Source organism: Azospirillum baldaniorum, assembly GCF_003119195.2.
Lineage (GTDB): Bacteria > Pseudomonadota > Alphaproteobacteria > Azospirillales > Azospirillaceae > Azospirillum > Azospirillum baldaniorum.
This window is the reverse complement of the sequence record NZ_CP022253.1, coordinates 2,038,105-2,056,785: the sequence shown is the minus strand read 5'-3', so window position 1 is coordinate 2,056,785 and position 18,681 is coordinate 2,038,105. Positions and strand designations below refer to the sequence as shown.

Genomic DNA, 18,681 nt, shown 5'->3' with positions numbered 1-18,681 from the left:
GGAAAGAACCCGTTGGACGGGTGGAAATGCCCCGCACTCCTTGCTAGACAGGGGGCGCACTTTGCCAACGAACACCCGCACCCAACAAACGAGAGCCGGAGGACGAAAACGCCATGGCCGCACGCCGCAAACTGATTGCCGGGAACTGGAAGATGAACGGGCTGAAGGCCGATGGGCTGGATCTGGCCTCGGATCTCGCCGGGCGCCTGACGGGGGCCGGAACGGTCGCCTTCGACATGCTGGTGTGCCCGCCCTTCCCGCTGCTGTTCCCGGTGGGCGACGCCATTTCCGGCAGCCCGCTGGCGCTGGGCGCGCAGGATTGCCACGCCAAGACCTCCGGCGCGCACACCGGCGACGTCAGCCCGGCCATGCTGACCGACGCCGGCTGCCGCTACGTCATCCTCGGCCATTCGGAGCGCCGCGCCGACCACGCCGAATCCGACGCGCAGGTCGCCGCCAAGGCCGCCGCCGCCCACAAGGCGGGCCTGATCGCCATCATCTGCGTCGGCGAGACGGAGGCCCAGCGCGACGCCGGGCAGGCCAACAGCGTGGTCGCCAGCCAGCTCAAGGGTTCGATCCCGGAGGGCGCCACCGCGGCGAACACCGTCATCGCCTACGAGCCGGTCTGGGCCATCGGCACCGGCAAGACCGCCACGCCCGACGACGTCAAGGCGATGCACGCCCACATCCGGGCGGAGCTGGCCGGCAAGACCGCCGATCCCGACGCGGTGCGGGTCCTCTACGGCGGTTCGGTGAAGCCGGGCAACGCGGCGGAACTGATGGCGGTGGAGAATGTGGACGGCGCGCTGGTCGGTGGGGCCGCGCTGAAGGCGGACGATTTCTGGGCGATCGCCACCAGTTGCCGCTAGCATATCGCGCAGGACCGCGTTAAAAACAGTGGGCGCGCGCCACGGGCCCTTGCCAAGGTCCGTGGCGCGCTGTTGGTTTGGGCGGTCCCTGCGGACCGCTCCGGGAAGGGATCAAGGGAACGGGCTGCATGGAATCGGTGCTTCTGGTCATTCACCTGCTGATCGCCCTGGCGCTGGTCGGGGTCATCCTGATCCAGCGATCGGAAGGCGGCGGTCTCGGCATCGGCGGCGGCAATATGGGGGGCATGATGTCCACCCGCGGCACCGCCAATCTGCTGACGCGGACCACCGGCATCCTGGCGGGCTGCTTCATGGCGACCAGCCTGGTCCTGGCGATCCTGGCGGGCGCGCACAGGGCGCCGACCTCGATCATCGACACGATGCCGGCCCAGCCCGTGGCCCCGGCGGCCCCCGCCCAGCCGGCCGCGCCGGCGCAGCCCGCCCCGCCGGTCGCCCAGTAAACGCGGCCCGGCAAAACGCGACGCGGCTCCGGCCGGGTCCGATGCGAGGCGGCCTCCCCCGAAGCCGCCTCTTTCTTTTGAGGATCGTCGATCTGGGCAGCGCCCGGGGGACGGTCCGAATTCGGGGAACGGATCAGGCTCTGAAGGTCTTCGGACGGACATGACTCGCTACATCTTCATCACCGGTGGCGTCGTTTCCTCGCTGGGCAAAGGTCTGGCGTCGGCGGCGCTTGGGGCGCTTCTCCAGGCGCGCGGCTACAAGGTGCGGCTTCGCAAGCTGGACCCGTACCTGAACGTGGACCCCGGCACGATGAGCCCGTACCAGCACGGCGAGGTCTATGTGACCGACGACGGCGCTGAGACCGACCTCGACCTCGGCCATTACGAGCGCTTCACCGGCGTGGCCGCGCGCCGTGGCGACAACATCACCACGGGCCGCATCTATTCGAACGTGATCGCCAAGGAGCGCCGCGGCGACTATCTGGGCGCGACCGTGCAGGTGATTCCGCACGTCACCGACCAGATCAAGGATTTCATCGGCGCCGAGACGACCGACGAGGACTTCATCCTCTGCGAAATCGGCGGCACGGTGGGCGACATCGAGTCGACCCCCTTCCTGGAGGCCATCCGCCAGTTTGGCAATGAGGTCGGTCCGGAGAACGCCCTGTTCATCCACCTGACCCTGCTGCCCTACATCCCGACGGCGGGCGAGCTGAAGACCAAGCCGACGCAGCATTCCGTGAAGGAGCTGCTGGGCATGGGCATTCAGGCCAACATCCTGCTCTGCCGCGCCGACCGTCCGATTCCGGAGAACGAGCGCAAGAAGATCGCGCTGTTCTGCAACATCCGTCCGGAGCGCGTCATCGCTGCCCTGGACGTTGATTCGATCTATCAGGTCCCGGTCAGCTATCACGAGGAAGGCTTCGACACCCAGGTTCTGGCCTATTTCGGCCTGCCGACCGAGGGCAAGCCGGACCTCTCGCGCTGGACCAGCATCGTCGAGCGCGTGCGCAAGCCGCAGGGCGAGGTGACCATCGCCGTCGTCGGCAAGTACACCAGCCTGCTCGACAGCTACAAGTCGCTGGCCGAGGCGCTGACCCATGGCGGCATCGCCAACAACGTGAAGGTCAAGCTCGACTGGATCGACTCGGAGATCTTCGAGGACGACACCGCCGTCCAGCGGCTGGAGAACGTCCACGGCATCCTGGTGCCGGGCGGCTTCGGCTCGCGCGGCACGGAGGGCAAGATCCGCGCCGCCCAGTTCGCCCGCGAGCGCAAGGTGCCGTATTTCGGCATCTGCTTCGGCATGCAGATGGCGGTGATCGAATCGGCCCGCAACATGGCCGGGATCGTCGACGCCGGCTCGACCGAGCTGGGCAAGCCCGGCAACCCGGTGGTCGGCCTGATGACCGAGTGGATGCGCGGCAACAGCCTGGAGAAGCGCACGGAGGGCACCGATCTCGGCGGCACCATGCGTCTCGGCACCTATCCGGCGAAGCTGGTCCCCGGCAGCAAGGTCGCGGAGGTCTACGGCACCACCGACATCACCGAGCGGCACCGCCACCGCTACGAGGTGAACGTCTATTACAAGGACCGTCTGGAGAAGGTCGGCCTGCTGTTCTCCGGCCTGTCGCCGGACGGCGAGCTGCCCGAGATCGTCGAGATCCCGGACCACCCCTGGTTCATCGGCGTGCAGTTTCACCCGGAGCTGAAGTCCAAGCCCTTCGACCCGCACCCGCTCTTCACCTCCTTCATCAAGGCGGCGATCGAGCAGAGCCGGCTGGTGTGATGTGACCGAACGGGGGAGGGCATTTCTCCCCCGCGTGTTCCGGTTCCGGGTTTCCGGTGGGTATAGTGACAGCGGCGGCCGAGCCAACGGCCGCCGCTTTTGCGTTACGGGCCAGGGAAAAAACCAAGGGAAGGGACACAACCATGACCGACATCAGCATTCCCGCCGGCGACGGCGGCAGCTTTTCCGCCTATGTGGCCAAGCCGGCGGGCGGCGGGCCGGTGCCGGGACTCGTCGTCATCCAGGAAATCTTCGGGGTCAATCAGGTTATGCGCGACCTGTGCGACGGCTTCGCCGCCCAGGGCTGGCTCGCCGTCTGCCCGGACCTGTTCTGGCGGCAGGAGCCGGGCGTGCAGATCACCGACAAGACCCAGGAGGAGTGGAACCGCGCCTTCGCCCTGATGAACGGCATGGATCAGGACAAGGCGGTGGACGACCTCAAGGCCACGCTCGCGTGGCTGCGCCAGAATCCGGATTGCACGGGCAAGGCGGGGGCGGTCGGCTACTGCCTGGGTGGACGGCTCGCCTTCATGATGGCGGCGCGTTCCGATTCCGACGCCAACGTCAGCTATTACGGCGTGGGTCTCGACGGTCTGGCCGGCGAGGCGGCGAGCATCACCAAGCCGCTGCTGATGCACATCGCCGAGAAGGACCAGTTCGTTCCGCCAGAAGCGCGGGAGACCATCCTGGCCGCGGTGAAGGGCAACCCGAACGTCACCGCCCATGTCTATCCCGGCGTGGACCACGCCTTCGCCCGCGCCGGCGGCGCCCATTTCGACGCCGAGGCGGCGGAACTCGCCAACGGACGCACGGCAGCCTTCTTCAAGCAGCATCTGGGTTGACGCCATTCCGGTTGACCGGGATTGCCAATATCTGGGAAGGAATGGGCAGCGCGAGGGGGCCTTCGGCATGCGTCCCCTCGCATTGCTTTTTGGAGAGCACGGGATGACCACCGCCAAGACCGTCCAGATCGGCAACCTGACCATCGCCAACGACCGGCCCTTCACCCTGATCGCCGGCCCGTGCCAGATGGAAAGCCGCGACCACGCGCTGGAGACGGCGGCGGCTCTGGTGGAGATGACCGGCGCGCTGGGCATCGGGCTGATCTACAAGTCCTCTTTTGACAAGGCCAACCGGACCTCCATCAGTACGGCGCGCGGCCTCGGCATGGACAAGGCGCTGCCGATCTTCGCCGAGATCAAGGAGCGGTTCGGCTGCCCGGTGATCACCGACGTGCACGAGGCGGACCAGTGCGCCGCGGTGGCCGAGGTGATGGACGTCCTGCAGATCCCCGCCTTCCTGTGCCGTCAGACCGACCTGCTGATCGCCGCCGCCAAGACGGGCCGGGTGGTCAACGTCAAGAAGGGCCAGTTCCTCGCCCCCTGGGACATGAAGAATGTCGCGGCGAAGCTGGTGGCGTCGGGCAACGACAAGGTGCTGCTGTGCGAGCGCGGCGCCAGCTTCGGCTACAACACGCTGGTGTCGGACATGCGGTCCCTGCCGATCATGGCGGAGACCGGCTTCCCGGTGGTCTTCGACGCCACCCATTCCGTGCAGCAGCCGGGCGGGCAGGGCACCACCTCAGGCGGCCAGCGCGAGTTCGTTCCGGTGCTGGCGCGCGCCGCCATCGCCGTGGGCGTCGCCGCGGTCTTCATGGAGACCCACGAGAATCCGGACTGCGCGCCCAGCGACGGGCCGAACATGGTTCCGCTGAAGGAGATGCCGGCCCTGCTGGCGCGCCTCCAGGCCTTCGACCGTCTGGCGAAGAGCTGACGAAAGGACAGGTTTCGGAACGGCGTGCCGTTCCCGGCGTTGCCCAGACACCGCGGGCGCCGCGCTTCCGCTGGAGCGCCCGCGGATTGAGCCATGGAGCAACGCCATGAAGCCGATCCGCCTGTGCGCCATCGCCGCCATCGCCAGTGTTGGCGCGATGATCGCCGTTCCCGCCCTCGCGCAATCGACCGCGCCGTCCGCAACGCCTTCGACCACACCCATGCCGCAGGCCAAGCCGGCCATGCCGCCGGGTCACAGCGGCACGACCACGGCGCCGCCAATGGGCAGCGGGTCGTCATCGTCGACGGCGAAGGCCAAGGTCATCGACCTCAACACCGCCGGCAAGGACGAGCTTCAGACCTTGCCGGGAATCGGCGAGGCGCGGTCCGAGGCCATCGTGAAGAACCGCCCTTACCGTTCCAAGGACGAGCTGGTCAGCAAGAAGATCGTGCCGCAGAACGTCTACGACGACATCAAGGGCCGCATTGCCGCGGTCGGCGGCTCCAAGACCAACGCTTCGGCGGCGACCGCCCCGAAGAAGTGAGCCAATCCCCTCTCCCCTCCGGGCACCCCCTGCCCAGGGGGGAGAGCTATGGCTTCGAGGCCCGCCCTTACAGGCTGAAGCTCCGGTAGGTGATCGGCGCCTCGGTTGTGCCGCCGCCCGTCGCGGCGATGTCGCCCAACAGGCCGTGATGCTCCGACAGGTCGCACACCGGGTCGGTGTTGTCGGCGCTTCCGGTCAGCGCCAGCGCCTGACAGCGGCAGCCGCCCCAGTCGATCTCCTTCTGGTCGCAACTCCGGCAAGGCTGCGGCATCCAGTCGGTGCCGCGGTAGCGCTGGAAAGCGGCGGAGTTGGCCCAGATGTCGGCCAGCGGGCGCTCCGTCACCCGGTCGAACGTCATGCCGGGAATCGTTTCGGCGGCGTGGCAGGGCAGAACCGAGCCGCTGGGCGTCACGTTCAGGAACTTGCGACCCCAGCCGCCCATGCAGGCCTTGGGGCGCTTGGCGTAATAGTCGGGCACCACGTAATCGACGACCAGCCGGCCCTTCAGCTCCGGCAGGCGGGCGCGCACCCGCTCGTCCATGCGGACCAGCTGCTCGCGGGTCGGCATCAGGGCGGCCCGGTTCTTCAGCGCCCAGCCGTAATACTGGACGTTGGCGATCTCGATCCGGCCGGCCTTCAGCTCCAGCGCCATGTCGATGAAATCGTCCACCCGGTCGATGTTGTGGCGCTGCACGATGGCGTTGACGGTCAGCGCCATGCCAACGTCGGTGACCGCGCGCGCCACCTCCAGCTTCTTCGGCTGACCGCCGGGGAAGCCGCTGATCAGTTCGGCCTTGGCCGGCACCGTGTCCTGGAAGCCGATCTGCACATGCTGGAGCCCGGCGTCGCGCAGCCGCTCCAGCCGCGCCCGGTCGAGCAGCACCGCCGAAGTGATGAGGTTGGCGTAGAGCCCGGCCGCGGTGGCGTGGGCGATCAGCGCCTCCAGGTCCTTGCGCGCCGTCGGCTCGCCGCCAGAGAAATGCACCTGGATGATGCCGAGTTCCGCCGCCTCGTCGAGCACGCGGCACCAGGCGGCGGTGTCCAGCTCGCGGCTGGCCGGCTCGAGCGCCAGCGGATTGGAGCAGTAGGCGCAGCGCAGCGGGCAGCGGTGCGTCAGTTCCGCCAGCAGGGCCAGCGGCGGTTCGAGTCCGGTCGTGGCGCCACAGAAGGTCATCGGGTCAGGAACCCCTTCGTGATCATGTCGCCCAACACTTCCAACACATCCGCGGCGATCTCCTCCCGCGGCGCGTCGAATTGCGCGGCCAGCGCGGTGATGGCCGTGCCCACCGTTGCCGGAGGCTGCGCGGTGACGGCCCGCACCACCTCCAGCGCCACCTCGTCCAGAATCAGCACGCGCTCCGGCCCCAGAAGCTGCCAGTGGCCGCGCACCCGGTCCTGGCGGAGCATGACGCCGGGGGCCAGCCGGACCCGGTCCTCCTCGCTCACGCCGTCCGTCATCGCGCGTAGACCGGCGGTTCCATGTCGTCCGGCACGAAGGTGCCGGGCGGGATCAGGCCGGGCGACACATAGGCGTGGTGCAGCGCGTCCAACTGCGCCCACAACAGTTCCGCCTTGTGGCGCAGCGCGGCGATCACCTGCTGCTGCTGCTCCGGTGTCCGGGCGTTGTCGAGCACGTATTCGAGCCCGAACTCGACGTCGCGCGGCGCCTCGTCCAGCCGCTTGCGGAAGTAGGACAGGGTGGCGTCGTTGGCGAAGGCGTAATAGGCCTCGAACCCGGCGATGCGCTCGCGGTGGATGGCCGGGGCGAACAGCTCGGTCAGGGACGAGGCGACGGCCTCCAGCGTCGATTTGCCCGACACGAAATTGACGTAGGAATCGACGGCGTAGCGGGTCGCCGGCAGGATGCCCCTCAGCGAGGTGACATAGTCGCGGTCCAGCCCCAGCCCGTCGGTCAGGCGCAGCCAGCGCTCGATTCCGCCGACCTTGCCCTCCTCGCGCTCCCGGCTCTCGCCGAAGCCGTCATGGTCGAGCACGCGCTGAATCCAGATGCGGCGCAGCGCCGGATCGTCCATCCGCGCCATCAGGGCCAGATCCTTCTTGGGGATGCAGACCTGATAGTAGAATCGGTTCAGCGCCCAGGCCTGGACCTGCCCGCGCTTCAGCTTTCCGCCGTGCAGCAGTTTGTGGAAGGGGTGGAGGTCATGGTACTGGCGCTCGCCGATGGCGCGCAGTTCGCGTTCCAGACCTTCGCGCGACAGCAGTGACGTCATAGCGTGAACTCCATCCCGTCGTGGGCGATCTCCCAACCTTCGGCGATGGCGGCGGCCCGTTCGGGCGAGTCGTCCAGCAGCGCCGGGTTGGTGTTGTTGATGTGGACGAAGACCTTGCGCCGCACGCCCAGCCCCGCGAAGGCGGCGATGGAGCCGTCCGGGCCGGACATCGCCATGTGGCCCATGCGCTGGCCGGTCTTGCTGCCGGTGCCGGCGCGGATCATCTCGTCGTCGGTCCAGGTCGTACCGTCGAACAGCACCAGCGGCGCCGCGCGCAGCCGGTCGGCCAGCCAGCCCGGCATGGCCGAGCAGCCGGGGATGTAGAAGAACTCCCCGTCGCCGTTGCGGTCGCGGATGCGCAAAGCCACCGTGTCTTCCGCCACCGAGCCGAAGCCGGCGGCGGATGGGTCCTCCAGGTAGAGCGCGACCTTGCCGGGCACGGCGAAGGCCTCGATCTCGAAGGGGAAGGGGGTTCCGGCGGCGTCGGCGGGAACCCAGGGCCGGTCGAGCGCCATGGCGCGGCGCGGCGCCAGATCCGGGTTGACCACGCGGAAGACGGCGTTCGCTTCCAGCACGCCATGCACCCGGTCGGTGGCGTAGACGGCGAGCGGCTGGGATTCGCGCAGCGTCAGCAGGCCCGCCACATGGTCGATGTCGGCGTTGGTCAGCACCGCCGCGGCGATGGGGCTGTGGCGCACGGCGGTCTGCGGGTGCAGCGCCGGGTTGGCGAGGATCTGCTGGCCGATGTCCGGCGAGGCGTTCAGCAGCAGCCAGCGCCCGTCGCCGCCGCTGACGGCGAGCGACGACTGGGTGCGCGGCCGGGCCGCCGGGTCGCCGGAGCGGGCGCGGCGGCAGCCCGCGCAGTTGCAGTTCCACTGGGGAAAACCGCCGCCCGCGGCGGAGCCAAGGACGAGGATCGTCAGCATGGGGTGCCTTCCCTAATCAGGCGGCCCGAATCAGGCGGCGGTCGTCACGCATGGGAACCGGCCGGCGCTCAGAGGCGGGCGCAGGCGTAGGCGTTGATTTCGGTGCCGACGGCGATTTCGACGATCTGGGGCTTGCGCCAGGTCTTCATGGGTGGGTCCTCCGCGCTTGGATTGGTCTTGGGATGATTCCCAGGGGCTGTTGCCGCCCGCCGCGGGCGGCCCCGCTAGCGAACGTTAGAACGCTACGGGTACGGGACAAGGTGGTCTATGCGACTTTGGAAGCAGGTGCGCTGCACAACCGGATAGGGGTGCTCCACCGTCCGGGCGTCCTTCCGCGCGTTGTTGCGCCCCAGCGGCCTTGCATCCCCCCGCACGCAGGGCTATCAAGCCCGCGCGCTTCTTTTTCGCCTGGAAAGATCATCCACCTGGAAAGATCATCCAGTGGACGCGCGCAACGCGGAGGAAGGACAAACATGAGCGCCATTACCGAAATCCACGCCCGCGAGATCCTCGACAGCCGTGGGAACCCGACCGTCGAGGTGGACGTCCTGCTCGAATCCGGCGCCTTCGGCCGCGCCGCCGTCCCGTCGGGCGCCTCGACCGGCGCGCACGAGGCGGTGGAGCTGCGCGACGGCGACAAGGGCCGTTACGGCGGCAAGGGCGTGCTGAAGGCCGTGGAGTCGGTCAACGGCGAGATCTTCGACGCCATCGCCGGCCTCGACGGCTCCAACCAGCGCGCCCTCGACCTCGCCATGATCGAGCTGGACGGCACCCCCAACAAGGGCCGCCTCGGCGCCAACGCCATCCTCGGCGTCTCGCTCGCCGTCGCCAAGGCGTCCGCGGAAGAAGCCGCGCTGCCGCTGTTCCGCTACGTCGGCGGCGCGTTTGCCAATCTGCTGCCGGTGCCGATGATGAACATCATCAACGGCGGCGCCCACGCCGACAACCCGATCGACATCCAGGAGTTCATGGTCATGCCGGTCGGCGCCGAGACCGGCGCCGAGGCCATCCGCATGGGCTCGGAGATCTTCCAGGCGCTCAAGAAGAAGCTCAAGGACGCCGGCCACAACACCAACGTCGGTGACGAGGGCGGTTTCGCCCCCAACCTCGCCTCGACCGAGGATGCGCTGGGCTTCGTGATGAAGGCCATCGAGGCCGCCGGCTACAAGCCGGGCGACGACGTCATGCTGGCCATCGACGCCGCCTCGACCGAGTTCTTCAAGAACGGCAAGTACGAGCTGGCCGGCGAGGGCAAGTCGCTGGCGCCCGAGCAGATGGTCTCCTACTGGGCCGATCTGGTCGGCCGCTACCCGATCATCTCGATCGAGGACGGCATGGCCGAGGACGACTGGGAGGGCTGGAAGGCGCTGACCGACGCCATCGGCAGCAAGGTGCAGCTGGTCGGCGACGACCTGTTCGTCACCAACCCGGCGCGTCTGGCGGACGGCATCCGGAAGGGCGTGGGCAACTCGATCCTGGTCAAGGTCAACCAGATCGGCACGCTGTCGGAGACGCTGGAGGCCGTGGACATGGCGCACAAGGCCGGCTACACGGCGGTCCTGTCGCACCGTTCGGGCGAGACCGAGGACAGCACCATCGCCGATCTGGCGGTCGCCACCAACTGCGGCCAGATCAAGACCGGCTCGCTGTCGCGCTCCGACCGTCTGGCCAAGTACAACCAGCTGATCCGCATCGAGGAGATGCTCGGCACCGCCGCCCGCTTCGCCGGCCGCGGCATCCTCAAGGCGTAAGACGCTCTTAAGGACCTTCTGAGGGAAAAGCCCCTTCCCGGGACACCGGGAAGGGGCTTTTTTCTGTCGTCTCTTTCGGGGTTGCGCCCGTCGCGCGGGAGATTTCCAAATCACCACCGTGCAAGGCGTACGCGCTTCTGGTAAACAGCCGCCATAGTTTCGCCCGCTTGGGCCGCCACCCTCCCACGACGGCATTCCCCGCCCGGACAGGACCCTCGACGCATGACCAAGACCACTTCTTTCGCCGCCCTGCTGCTTGGCGGCCTGCTGTGCAGCGGTTCCGTCTTCGCGCAGACGGCTTCGCTGCAGGACCGTCTGGACCGGCTGGAGTCGGGGGTGGAGGCGCTGGGCGGGCACGTCGAGGTGGCGCAGGCCTATCCGGGCAACGCCTACGCGCGGGGGCAGACGGCCGAGATCCAGCCGTCCCTGGCCGCGGACTTCGAGGTGCGCCTGCAGAAGCTGGAGCGCGCGCTGTCGGAGCTGACCGGGCGCTACGAAGAGGCGACCTATCAGATCTCGCAGATGAAGGACCGGCTGGAGCGGGTCAACAGCGACATCGATTTCCGCCTGAAGGAGCTGGAGAGCAAGGGCGGCGGGGCGGCCAGCGACCCGTTCGGCGCCCCGGCCAAGCCCAGCGCGGCGGCTCCGGCCGCGGCGCCCAGCGCCGCCAAGGCGCCGGAGAAGGCGGCCGACAAGCCGGCGCAGACTGCCGCCGTGGCGCCGCTTCCCGCCAACTCGACCCCGGAGAAGCAGTACGAGCACGCCTTCGAACTGCTGCGCCAGTCCGACTACGACAAGGCGGAAAAGGCCTTTAGCGACTTCCTGGCGAAGAACAAGGGTCACCAGCTCGCCGGCAACGCCCAGTATTGGCTGGGTGAGACCTACTACGTCCGCAACAAGTTCCAGGACGCCGCCGTCGCCTTCGCCGAGGGCGTGCAAAAGTATCCGAAGAACAACAAGGCGGCCGACAACCTGCTGAAGCTCGGCATGTCGCTGCAGCAGCTGAACCAGAAGAAGGACGCCTGCACGGCCTTCAACCAGCTGATCACCAAGTTCCCCGAAGCCTCGGCCAGTGTGAAGCGCCGCGCCGACACCGAGCGCCGCCGTCTGAACTGCGCCTGACGGGCGCGGTGAACGCGTCCGAGCCGGCCGGGCCGATTACCGCGGGGCCGATCTCCGCGAGTGAATTCGCCGCCCGCATGGACCGGCTGGGCGGCTTCGAGACGCGGCCGCGCGTGGCCGTGGGCGTATCCGGTGGGGCGGACAGCCTCGGGCTGGTTCTGCTCGCCCAGCGATGGGCGGCGGAGCGGGGCGGGGATGTCCTCGCGCTGATCGTCGATCATGGCCTGCGCGCGGAATCCGCGGCGGAGGCCGCCCGGGTGGGCGGCTGGCTCCAGGCCCGCGGCGTCGCCCACGCCATTCTGCGCTGGGACGGCGAGAAACCGGCGAGCGGCATCCAGGAGGCGGCCCGCGCCGCGCGCCACCACCTGTTGGCCGAGCGCTGCCGCAAGGAGGGCGTTCTTCATCTGGCGCTCGCCCATCACCGCGACGATCAGGCTGAGACGGTGCTGCTGCGCTTCTCCCGCGGCTCCGGAATCGACGGGCTGGCCGGCATGGCGCCGGTGCGCGCGGCCGGTGCGGTGCGGGTGATCCGGCCGCTGCTGGACCTGCCCCATAAACGGCTGGTGGCGACCTGCCGCGCCTTCGGTCAGGAGTGGATCGAGGATCCGTCCAACCGCAACCCACGCTTCGCCCGCGCCCGTCTGCGCGCGGCGGGAGAGGCGCTGGCCGCCGAGGGGTTGGACGCGCCGCGTCTGGCCGACCTCGCCCGCCGGGCCGCCCGGGCCCGCAACGCCCTGGAGACGGGAACCGCCGCCCTGCTGGCCGAAGCCGTGGAGGTCCATCCGGAGGGCTGGCTGCGGCTGGATCCGAAGCCTCTGCTGGAAGCGCCGGAGGAGCTTGGCCTGCGCGCGCTGGTCCGCTGCATCGCCGCGACGGGGGGCGCCGCCTACCCGCCGAAGGACGAGGCGGCGGAGCGCCTGTTCGCCGAGATCGCGGGGGAACGCTTCCGGGGACGCACGCTGGGCGGTTGCCGCATCCTGCCGCGGAAGGGGCATTTGGTGATCGCGCGGGAGCCGGTTGGGGTCACCGAACGGCTGAGCCTTACCCCCGGCGGAGAGGTGTGGTGGGATCGCCGATTCGCCGTTCGGCTGGCGGCGGGGGCGGGTGGGGCGGTGACCGTGGCAACATTGGGGCGGGAAGGGTGGCAAAGGGTGCGGTCCGCAGGCCCGGATTCGGGCCGCATCGGCCTGCCCGAACCGGTCCGCGAGACGTTGCCGGCGCTGTGGGACGGAAACGGGCTGGCGGCAGTGCCGCATCTGGGCTTTTCGCGGCCCGGATTCCCCCTTTCGGCGGTCGCTTTGCACGCGCCCGGGGTGGTGTTGGCCGGTCCAGCTTTTCCGGTTGTTTCGGACCGTGTCGGCATTATTTAATCTGGGAACGTGCCCGTAAGCCCGGGAGGGGTGGCTCCGCATCAGCCTACCTTTCCGCGCAGGGTTCGCAGAAAGGCTTTTGACGTGAACAATTTCGGCAAGAATCTCGCGCTCTGGATCATCATCGGGCTGCTGCTGGTGGCCCTGTTCAACCTGTTCCAGAGCTCTTCCACGCGCAGCCCGCAGACGACGGTTCCGTTCAGCGAGCTTCTCGCCGAAGTGGACCGCGGCCAAGTGGCCGACGTCACCATCAAAGGAAACCAGGTCTCCGGCCACTTCACCGACGGCCGGTCCTTCAGCACCTACGTCCCGCCCGAAGCCGGGCTGGTCGAGCGGCTGACGCAGAAGAACGTGCGCATCAGCGCCGTTCCGGACGACAGCAACGTGCCGTCGCTGTTCTCCGTCCTGCTGTCCTGGTTCCCGATGCTGCTGCTGATCGGCGTCTGGATCTTCTTCATGCGTCAGATGCAGTCGGGCGGCGGCAAGGCCATGGGCTTTGGCAAGTCCCGCGCGCGCCTGCTGACGGAGAAGGTCGGCCGGGTCACCTTCGACGACGTCGCCGGCATCGACGAGGCCAAGCAGGAGCTGGCGGAAATCGTCGAGTTCCTGAAGGACCCGCAGAAGTTCCAGCGTCTGGGCGGCAAGATCCCGAAGGGCGTGCTGCTCGTCGGCCCGCCGGGCACCGGTAAGACCCTGACCGCGCGCGCCGTGGCGGGTGAGGCCAACGTGCCCTTCTTCACCATCTCCGGCTCCGACTTCGTCGAGATGTTCGTGGGTGTCGGCGCCAGCCGCGTCCGCGACATGTTCGAGCAGGGCAAGAAGAACGCCCCCTGCATCATCTTCATCGACGAAATCGACGCCGTCGGCCGCCATCGTGGCGCCGGCCTGGGCGGTGGCAACGACGAGCGCGAGCAGACCCTGAACCAGCTGCTGGTCGAGATGGACGGCTTCGAGGCGAACGAGGGCGTCATCCTCATCGCCGCGACCAACCGTCCCGACGTTCTCGACCCCGCGCTGCTGCGTCCGGGCCGCTTCGACCGTCAGGTCGTCGTGCCGAACCCCGACGTGCTGGGCCGCGAGAAGATCCTCAAGGTCCACATGCGCAAGGTGCCGCTGTCCCCGGACGTCGACGCCAAGGTCATCGCGCGCGGCACCCCGGGCTTCTCGGGCGCCGACCTCGCCAACCTCGTGAACGAGGCCGCGCTGCTCGCCGCCCGCATCGGCAAGCGCGTCGTCGGCATGGCCGAGTTCGAGGCCGCCAAGGACAAGGTCATGATGGGCGCGGAACGCCGCTCCATGGTCATGACCGAGGACGAGAAGAAGCTGACCGCCTATCACGAGGCCGGTCACGCCATCGTCGCCATCCATCAGCCGGACAGCGATCCGGTGCACAAGGCCACCATCATCCCGCGCGGTCGCGCGCTCGGCATGGTGATGCGCCTGCCGGAAGGCGACCGCATCTCGCTGTCCCAGGCCAAGCTGCACGCCGACCTGCGCGTCGCCATGGGCGGCCGCATCGCGGAAGAGCTGATCTTCGGCAAGGACCGCGTGACCACCGGTGCGTCGGGCGACATCAAGATGGCGACCGACATGTCGCGCCGCATGGTCACCGAGTGGGGCATGAGCGACAAGCTGGGCCCGCTGCTCTACGGCGAGCCGACGCAGGAGGTCTTCCTCGGCCACTCCGTCACCCAGCACAAGAACATGTCCGACGCCACGGCCCGCACGGTGGACGAGGAAATCCGCCGGATCGTCGACGAGGCGTACGGCGAGGCCCGCCGCATCCTGACGGAGAACATCGACCAACTGCACACCATCGCCAAGGGCCTCCTGGAGTACGAGACCCTGAGCGGTGAGGACATCGCCCGCCTGCTGCGCGGCGAACCGCTGATCCGCAACGACGAGCGGGAGGGCTTCTCCCCGGCCCCGCCGAAGCAGCCGACCCCGACTTCGGGCCGTCGCCCGTCGGTGCCGACCACCAAGGAAAGCGGCGGGATGGACCCGGAGCCCCAGGGCACCTGATAGCGGGCACCTGATCCGCACCGCGGCTTTAGTCAGCGAAACCGGCGCTCCGCAAGGGGCGCCGGTTTTTCTTTGCCGACTTCCGCCTGTACGTGTGTCCCGTACGTCTTGGCGGAACTGTTAGGCGGGACCATCGTGTTGAACAGGGCCGCCCCAACCGAAAGCGCCGCCGATGCTGTTCCTGCCCATCTACGACGACAACCCGACACGGCGGACGCCGGTCGTCACCATGGCGCTGATCGCGCTGTGCGTGATGGTGTTCCTGTGGCAGCTCTCGCTGGGGGCGCGGGCCGGAAACCTCGCGGTCTATTCCTTCGGCCTCGTTCCGGCGGTGCTGTTCGGCCACGCCGAGCTGCCGGAGCCGTTGCGGGTCGTTCCGCCCTGGATGTCCATCATCACCTCCATGTTCATGCATGGCGGCTTCCTGCACCTCGCCGGCAACATGCTGTACCTCTGGATCTTCGGCAACAACGTCGAGGACAGCATGGGGCGGGGCCGCTTCGTGGTCTTTTACCTGCTCTGCGGGACGGCGGCGGCGCTCGCCCAGAGCTTCGCCGCTCCAACGTCCGAAGTCCCGATGGTGGGGGCGAGCGGTGCCATCGGCGGGGTGCTTGGCGCCTATCTGGTGCTGCACCCGCGGGCCAATGTCGGCGTCTTCTTCTGGTTCATCATCATCGTGCGTGTCATCAGCGTCCCGGCGGTGCTGGTGCTGGGCTTCTGGTTCCTTGGGCAAATCCTGAGCGGGGTCACCACCCCGACCTCTGACGACAGCGGCGGAGTGGCCTTCTGGGCGCATGTCGGCGGGTTCGTCATGGGGGCTGCGCTGATTCCCTTCTTCAAGCGGCCCGAGGTGCGGTTGCTGGAGCCGGCGCACAGCCGCGCCTTCGAAGTCGTTCCGCCGGGCACCCGGTTGCGTCGCGGCAGCGTGCCGGAAGCGGGCGACCGCCGCCGTCCCTTTCGTTGATGAATAGGGACTGTCTATTGATCTGTTTGGATCGTTCGATTGGACCTGTCGCCGTCCGACGCGCATGCTGAGGCTGAACAGAAACGGCGGCGTTCGGGAGTTCAGCGATGACCAAGACCTTCAGCTTTGCCTGCATCCACTTCACGGTGGCCTTCACGGTCGGCTATCTGATGACCGGCAGCATCGCGGTGGGCGGCGCGTTGGCGCTGGTGGAGCCGCTGTGCAACACGGTGGCCTATCATCTGCACGAGCGGGCTTGGGCGGCCCATGAACGCCGCAAGGTACGGGCGGCCGAGGCGGAGCCGACGGAAGGAACCGCCGTTCCGGCTTGAAGGGATCGGTGGTCATAATCGCCTCTCCCCTCCGGGGAGAGGGTTAGGGTGAGGGGGATGCGCTTGACCGTGTGTCCGGCAAAAGCGCAACCACCTCACCGGCCCTCCGGGCCACCCTCTCCCCAGAGGGGAGAGGGCTAAAGCGGATTGCAATCCGCTTTGGACCGCGACTGCGGTCCCGGTCGCACATGCGACCGGAGCCCGCCGGCGAATGAGGCGATAAGAGTCTAAAGCGGACGGAAGTTCGCTTTAAAGAAACGAAATACTGGTTCAGCGCGACCGCAGGTAGGTCAGCACCGCTTCCGGAGCGGATTCGCCGTAGGGATCGCCGCCCTCGCCGGCGTCGTTGATGCCCGGCTCCTCGAACAGCTTTTCGACCACGCCGTCGGTCACCACCATGGCGTAGCGCCAGCTGCGCATGCCGAAGCCGACATGGTCCTTGTTGATCAGCATGCCCATGCGGCGGGTGAAATGGCCCGAGCCGTCGGGGATCAGCTTGACGTTCTTCACGCCGAGATGCTTGCCCCACTGGAACATCACAAAGGCGTCGTTGACGCTGAGACAATAGACCTCGTCGACGCCCATATCGCGGAACTCGGGATAGAGCGCGTCGTAGGTCGGCACCTGCTGGTTGGAGCAGGTCGGGGTGAAGGCGCCGGGCAGGGAAAAGACGACGACGCGCTTGCCGGCGAACAGATCGTCGCTGCTGACGTCCTGCCAGCGGAACGGGTTGGGGCCGCCGACGCTCTCGTCGCGCACGCGGGTCTTGAACACGACCGAGGGGACTTTGCGTCCTTCCATGATGGTCTCCGGATCGAAGTGAAGCGGTTGATGTAGGGTGATCCGAACCTTAGCCCTTCAACGGATTGACGAAAACCGGCCGGAGCCGCCTGCGCGGTCTTGTCTCAGCATCAGGGCAGGAGATCCTCTGCGAAGGGGCGGAAGACTCCCTCCGTGACCAACCGCTTCGCCGCCGCGATGTCCGGGGCCATCGCGCGATCCTCCGTCCACACCGCCACGCGGGCGCGCAGCAGCCCTCGCGCGCGCTCCAGCGCGGAGGAGGAGGCCAGCGGAGCCCGCAGGTCGATCCCCTGGGTCGCGGCCAGCAACTCCACCGCGACAATGCCCGCCAGATTGTCGGCCATGTCCGACAGGCGGCGGGCGGCGTGGGTCGCCATGCTCACATGATCCTCCTGGTTGGCGGAGGTGGGCAGGCTGTCCACGCTGGCCGGGTGGGCCATCTGCTTGTTCTCGCTGGCCAGCGCCGCCGCGGTGACCTGGGCGATCATGAAGCCGCTGTTCAGCCCGCCGTCGGCCACCAGGAAGGGCGGCAGACCCGACAGGTGGGTGTCCATCAGAAGCGCGATCCGCCGCTCCGACAGCGCCCCCGTCTCGGCGATGGACAGGGCCAGCACGTCGGCGGCCATCGCCACCGGCTCGGCGTGGAAGTTGCCGCCCGACAGAATGTCGCCGCTGTCCGGGAAGACCAGCGGGTTGTCGGAGACGGCGTTGGCCTCGCGTTCCAGCACGCCCGCGGCGAAGCGCAGATGGTCGAGCACCGCGCCCATCACCTGCGGCTGGCAGCGCAGGCTGTAGGGGTCCTGCACCGTCTCGTGCCCCTCCCGGTGGGAGTCGCGGATGCCGCTGCCCTGGAGGAGGGAACGGTAGACGGCGGCCACGTCGCGCTGGCCGGGCTGGCCGCGCAGGTCGTGGATGCGCGCGTCGAAGGGGCCGTCGCTGCCGAGAGCGGCATCGACGCTGAGCGCGCCGGCGACCAGGGCGGCGGCGAAGCCGTCCTCCGCAGCGACCAGCCCGGCCAGACCCAGCGCGGTGGACACCTGCGTGCCGTTCAGCAGGGCCAGCCCCTCCTTGGCCTCCAGCGCCAGCGGCACCAGCCCGGCGCGGGCCAGCGCTTCGGCAGCGGGCAGCCGCTCGCCGTCCACATCGGCTTCGCCCTCGCCGATCAGGACGCCGGTCAGGTGGGCCAGCGGCGCCAGGTCGCCGGACGCCCCCACCGAACCCTTGGCCGGCACCACCGGCAGGACGCCGCGGTTGTAGAGCGCCAGCAGCGCCTCGATCACCGCCATGCGCACGCCCGAATGGCCGCGCGCCAGCGCGTTGACCTTCAGCGCCAGGATCAGCCGCACCACACCCGGCGGCAGGTCCGGCCCGGTGCCGGCGCTGTGCGACAGGACCAGCCGCCGCTGCAACTCGCGCACCTGATCCGGGGGGATGCGCTTCTTCGCCAGCAGGCCGAAGCCGGTGTTCACACCATAGACCGCGCGCTCCCCGCCCGCCGCCTCCGCCACCGTGCGGGCCGAGGCCTCGATGGCGGCGCGGCAGCCGGGCGCCAGGGCCAGAACGGGCGGGTCGCGCAGGATGCGGCGCAGGTCGGGCAGGGCGAGATGGCCGGGGTCGAAGGTCAGCGTGTCGGTCATGCGGCGTTCCTTGAAACGGGGCGGACAGGGCAGTCCTTCACATGAGGCGTCGTTGTCGTCTGCGCAAAGGGGGTGGTTTTCAGTGGCAT

Annotated in this window: 19 protein-coding genes; 12 read left to right on the top strand and 7 right to left on the bottom strand. The window is 68.6% G+C overall.

From position 1 onward, the window contains the following. Nucleotides 1–113 precede the first annotated feature (113 nt). The 6 genes from tpiA to Sp245p_RS09700 all read left to right on the top strand — a co-directional run bounded on the left by tpiA (nucleotide 114) and on the right by Sp245p_RS09700 (nucleotide 5,436). Entirely contained in the window at nucleotides 114–869 is a 756-nt protein-coding gene (gene tpiA / locus Sp245p_RS09725; RefSeq protein WP_109138483.1) for a triose-phosphate isomerase, read from the top strand. Between the two features lie 128 nt (nucleotides 870–997). Beyond that, nucleotides 998–1,330 (top strand): preprotein translocase subunit SecG, encoded by a 333-nt coding sequence (gene secG, locus Sp245p_RS09720; RefSeq protein WP_014240190.1) that lies wholly within the window; start codon nucleotides 998–1,000, stop codon nucleotides 1,328–1,330. A gap of 160 nt (nucleotides 1,331–1,490) precedes the next feature. Continuing rightward, on the top strand, nucleotides 1,491–3,119 hold the full coding sequence (locus tag Sp245p_RS09715) for a CTP synthase (RefSeq protein WP_014240191.1): 1,629 nt from the start codon (nucleotides 1,491–1,493) through the stop codon (nucleotides 3,117–3,119). Between the two features lie 143 nt (nucleotides 3,120–3,262). Next, the gene (locus Sp245p_RS09710; RefSeq protein WP_014240192.1) at nucleotides 3,263–3,961 is read left to right on the top strand and encodes a dienelactone hydrolase family protein; all 699 of its coding nucleotides are present in this window, start codon (nucleotides 3,263–3,265) and stop codon (nucleotides 3,959–3,961) included. Between the two features lie 103 nt (nucleotides 3,962–4,064). Further along, nucleotides 4,065–4,892, top strand: coding sequence for a 3-deoxy-8-phosphooctulonate synthase (gene kdsA, locus Sp245p_RS09705; protein WP_014240193.1), 828 nt, complete (start codon nucleotides 4,065–4,067; stop codon nucleotides 4,890–4,892). Between the two features lie 106 nt (nucleotides 4,893–4,998). Further along, nucleotides 4,999–5,436 carry a ComEA family DNA-binding protein gene (locus tag Sp245p_RS09700; RefSeq protein ID WP_014240194.1) on the top strand — a complete coding sequence of 146 codons (438 nt, stop codon included), beginning with the start codon at nucleotides 4,999–5,001 and terminating at the stop codon, nucleotides 5,434–5,436. Nucleotides 5,437–5,503: 67 nt separating this feature from the next. Here the strand turns inward: Sp245p_RS09700 and pqqE are convergent, their stop codons facing one another. The 5 genes from pqqE to pqqA form a co-directional block, all read right to left on the bottom strand. Continuing rightward, complete coding sequence (pqqE, locus tag Sp245p_RS09695; RefSeq protein WP_014240195.1) at nucleotides 5,504–6,610, bottom strand: pyrroloquinoline quinone biosynthesis protein PqqE; 1,107 nt, start codon at nucleotides 6,608–6,610, stop codon at nucleotides 5,504–5,506. Continuing rightward, nucleotides 6,607–6,894, bottom strand: a complete 288-nt coding sequence (gene pqqD / locus Sp245p_RS09690; protein ID WP_014240196.1) for a pyrroloquinoline quinone biosynthesis peptide chaperone PqqD — start codon at nucleotides 6,892–6,894, stop codon at nucleotides 6,607–6,609. Before pqqD ends, pqqE begins: the two co-directional genes overlap by 4 nt. Beyond that, nucleotides 6,891–7,667 (bottom strand): pyrroloquinoline-quinone synthase PqqC, encoded by a 777-nt coding sequence (gene pqqC / locus Sp245p_RS09685; RefSeq protein ID WP_014240197.1) that lies wholly within the window; start codon nucleotides 7,665–7,667, stop codon nucleotides 6,891–6,893. Before pqqC ends, pqqD begins: the two co-directional genes overlap by 4 nt. Continuing rightward, the gene (gene pqqB, locus Sp245p_RS09680; RefSeq protein ID WP_109138482.1) at nucleotides 7,664–8,593 is read right to left on the bottom strand and encodes a pyrroloquinoline quinone biosynthesis protein PqqB; all 930 of its coding nucleotides are present in this window, start codon (nucleotides 8,591–8,593) and stop codon (nucleotides 7,664–7,666) included. Before pqqB ends, pqqC begins: the two co-directional genes overlap by 4 nt. Nucleotides 8,594–8,661: 68 nt before the next feature. Then, nucleotides 8,662–8,742: a pyrroloquinoline quinone precursor peptide PqqA gene (pqqA, locus tag Sp245p_RS09675; RefSeq protein WP_014240199.1), complete on the bottom strand. Its 81-nt coding sequence runs from the start codon at nucleotides 8,740–8,742 to the stop codon at nucleotides 8,662–8,664. A 324-nt stretch (nucleotides 8,743–9,066) separates the two neighbouring features. On the opposite strand from pqqA, the gene eno reads away from it, so the two are divergent. The 6 genes from eno (at nucleotide 9,067) to Sp245p_RS09645 (ending at nucleotide 16,154) form a co-directional block, all read left to right on the top strand. Next, complete coding sequence (gene eno / locus Sp245p_RS09670) at nucleotides 9,067–10,344, top strand: phosphopyruvate hydratase (protein WP_014240200.1); 1,278 nt, start codon at nucleotides 9,067–9,069, stop codon at nucleotides 10,342–10,344. 222 nt (nucleotides 10,345–10,566) lie between these two features. After that, nucleotides 10,567–11,466, top strand: a complete 900-nt coding sequence (gene ybgF / locus Sp245p_RS09665) for a tol-pal system protein YbgF (protein WP_014240201.1) — start codon at nucleotides 10,567–10,569, stop codon at nucleotides 11,464–11,466. Nucleotides 11,467–11,474: 8 nt separating this feature from the next. Beyond that, nucleotides 11,475–12,836 carry a tRNA lysidine(34) synthetase TilS gene (gene tilS / locus Sp245p_RS09660; protein ID WP_246119755.1) on the top strand — a complete coding sequence of 454 codons (1,362 nt, stop codon included), beginning with the start codon at nucleotides 11,475–11,477 and terminating at the stop codon, nucleotides 12,834–12,836. Nucleotides 12,837–12,920: 84 nt separating this feature from the next. After that, nucleotides 12,921–14,858: an ATP-dependent zinc metalloprotease FtsH gene (gene ftsH, locus Sp245p_RS09655; RefSeq protein WP_014240204.1), complete on the top strand. Its 1,938-nt coding sequence runs from the start codon at nucleotides 12,921–12,923 to the stop codon at nucleotides 14,856–14,858. A 172-nt stretch (nucleotides 14,859–15,030) separates the two neighbouring features. Further along, nucleotides 15,031–15,822: a rhomboid family intramembrane serine protease gene (locus Sp245p_RS09650; RefSeq protein ID WP_103040988.1), complete on the top strand. Its 792-nt coding sequence runs from the start codon at nucleotides 15,031–15,033 to the stop codon at nucleotides 15,820–15,822. A gap of 107 nt (nucleotides 15,823–15,929) precedes the next feature. Then, entirely contained in the window at nucleotides 15,930–16,154 is a 225-nt protein-coding gene (locus Sp245p_RS09645) for a DUF2061 domain-containing protein (RefSeq protein ID WP_014240206.1), read from the top strand. Between the two features lie 270 nt (nucleotides 16,155–16,424). Here Sp245p_RS09645 and Sp245p_RS09640 read toward each other — a convergent pair whose 3' ends face one another. Next, nucleotides 16,425–16,955, bottom strand: a complete 531-nt coding sequence (locus Sp245p_RS09640; RefSeq protein ID WP_014240208.1) for a peroxiredoxin — start codon at nucleotides 16,953–16,955, stop codon at nucleotides 16,425–16,427. A gap of 110 nt (nucleotides 16,956–17,065) precedes the next feature. Then, complete coding sequence (hutH, locus tag Sp245p_RS09635; RefSeq protein WP_014240209.1) at nucleotides 17,066–18,592, bottom strand: histidine ammonia-lyase; 1,527 nt, start codon at nucleotides 18,590–18,592, stop codon at nucleotides 17,066–17,068. Nucleotides 18,593–18,681 lie beyond the last annotated feature (89 nt).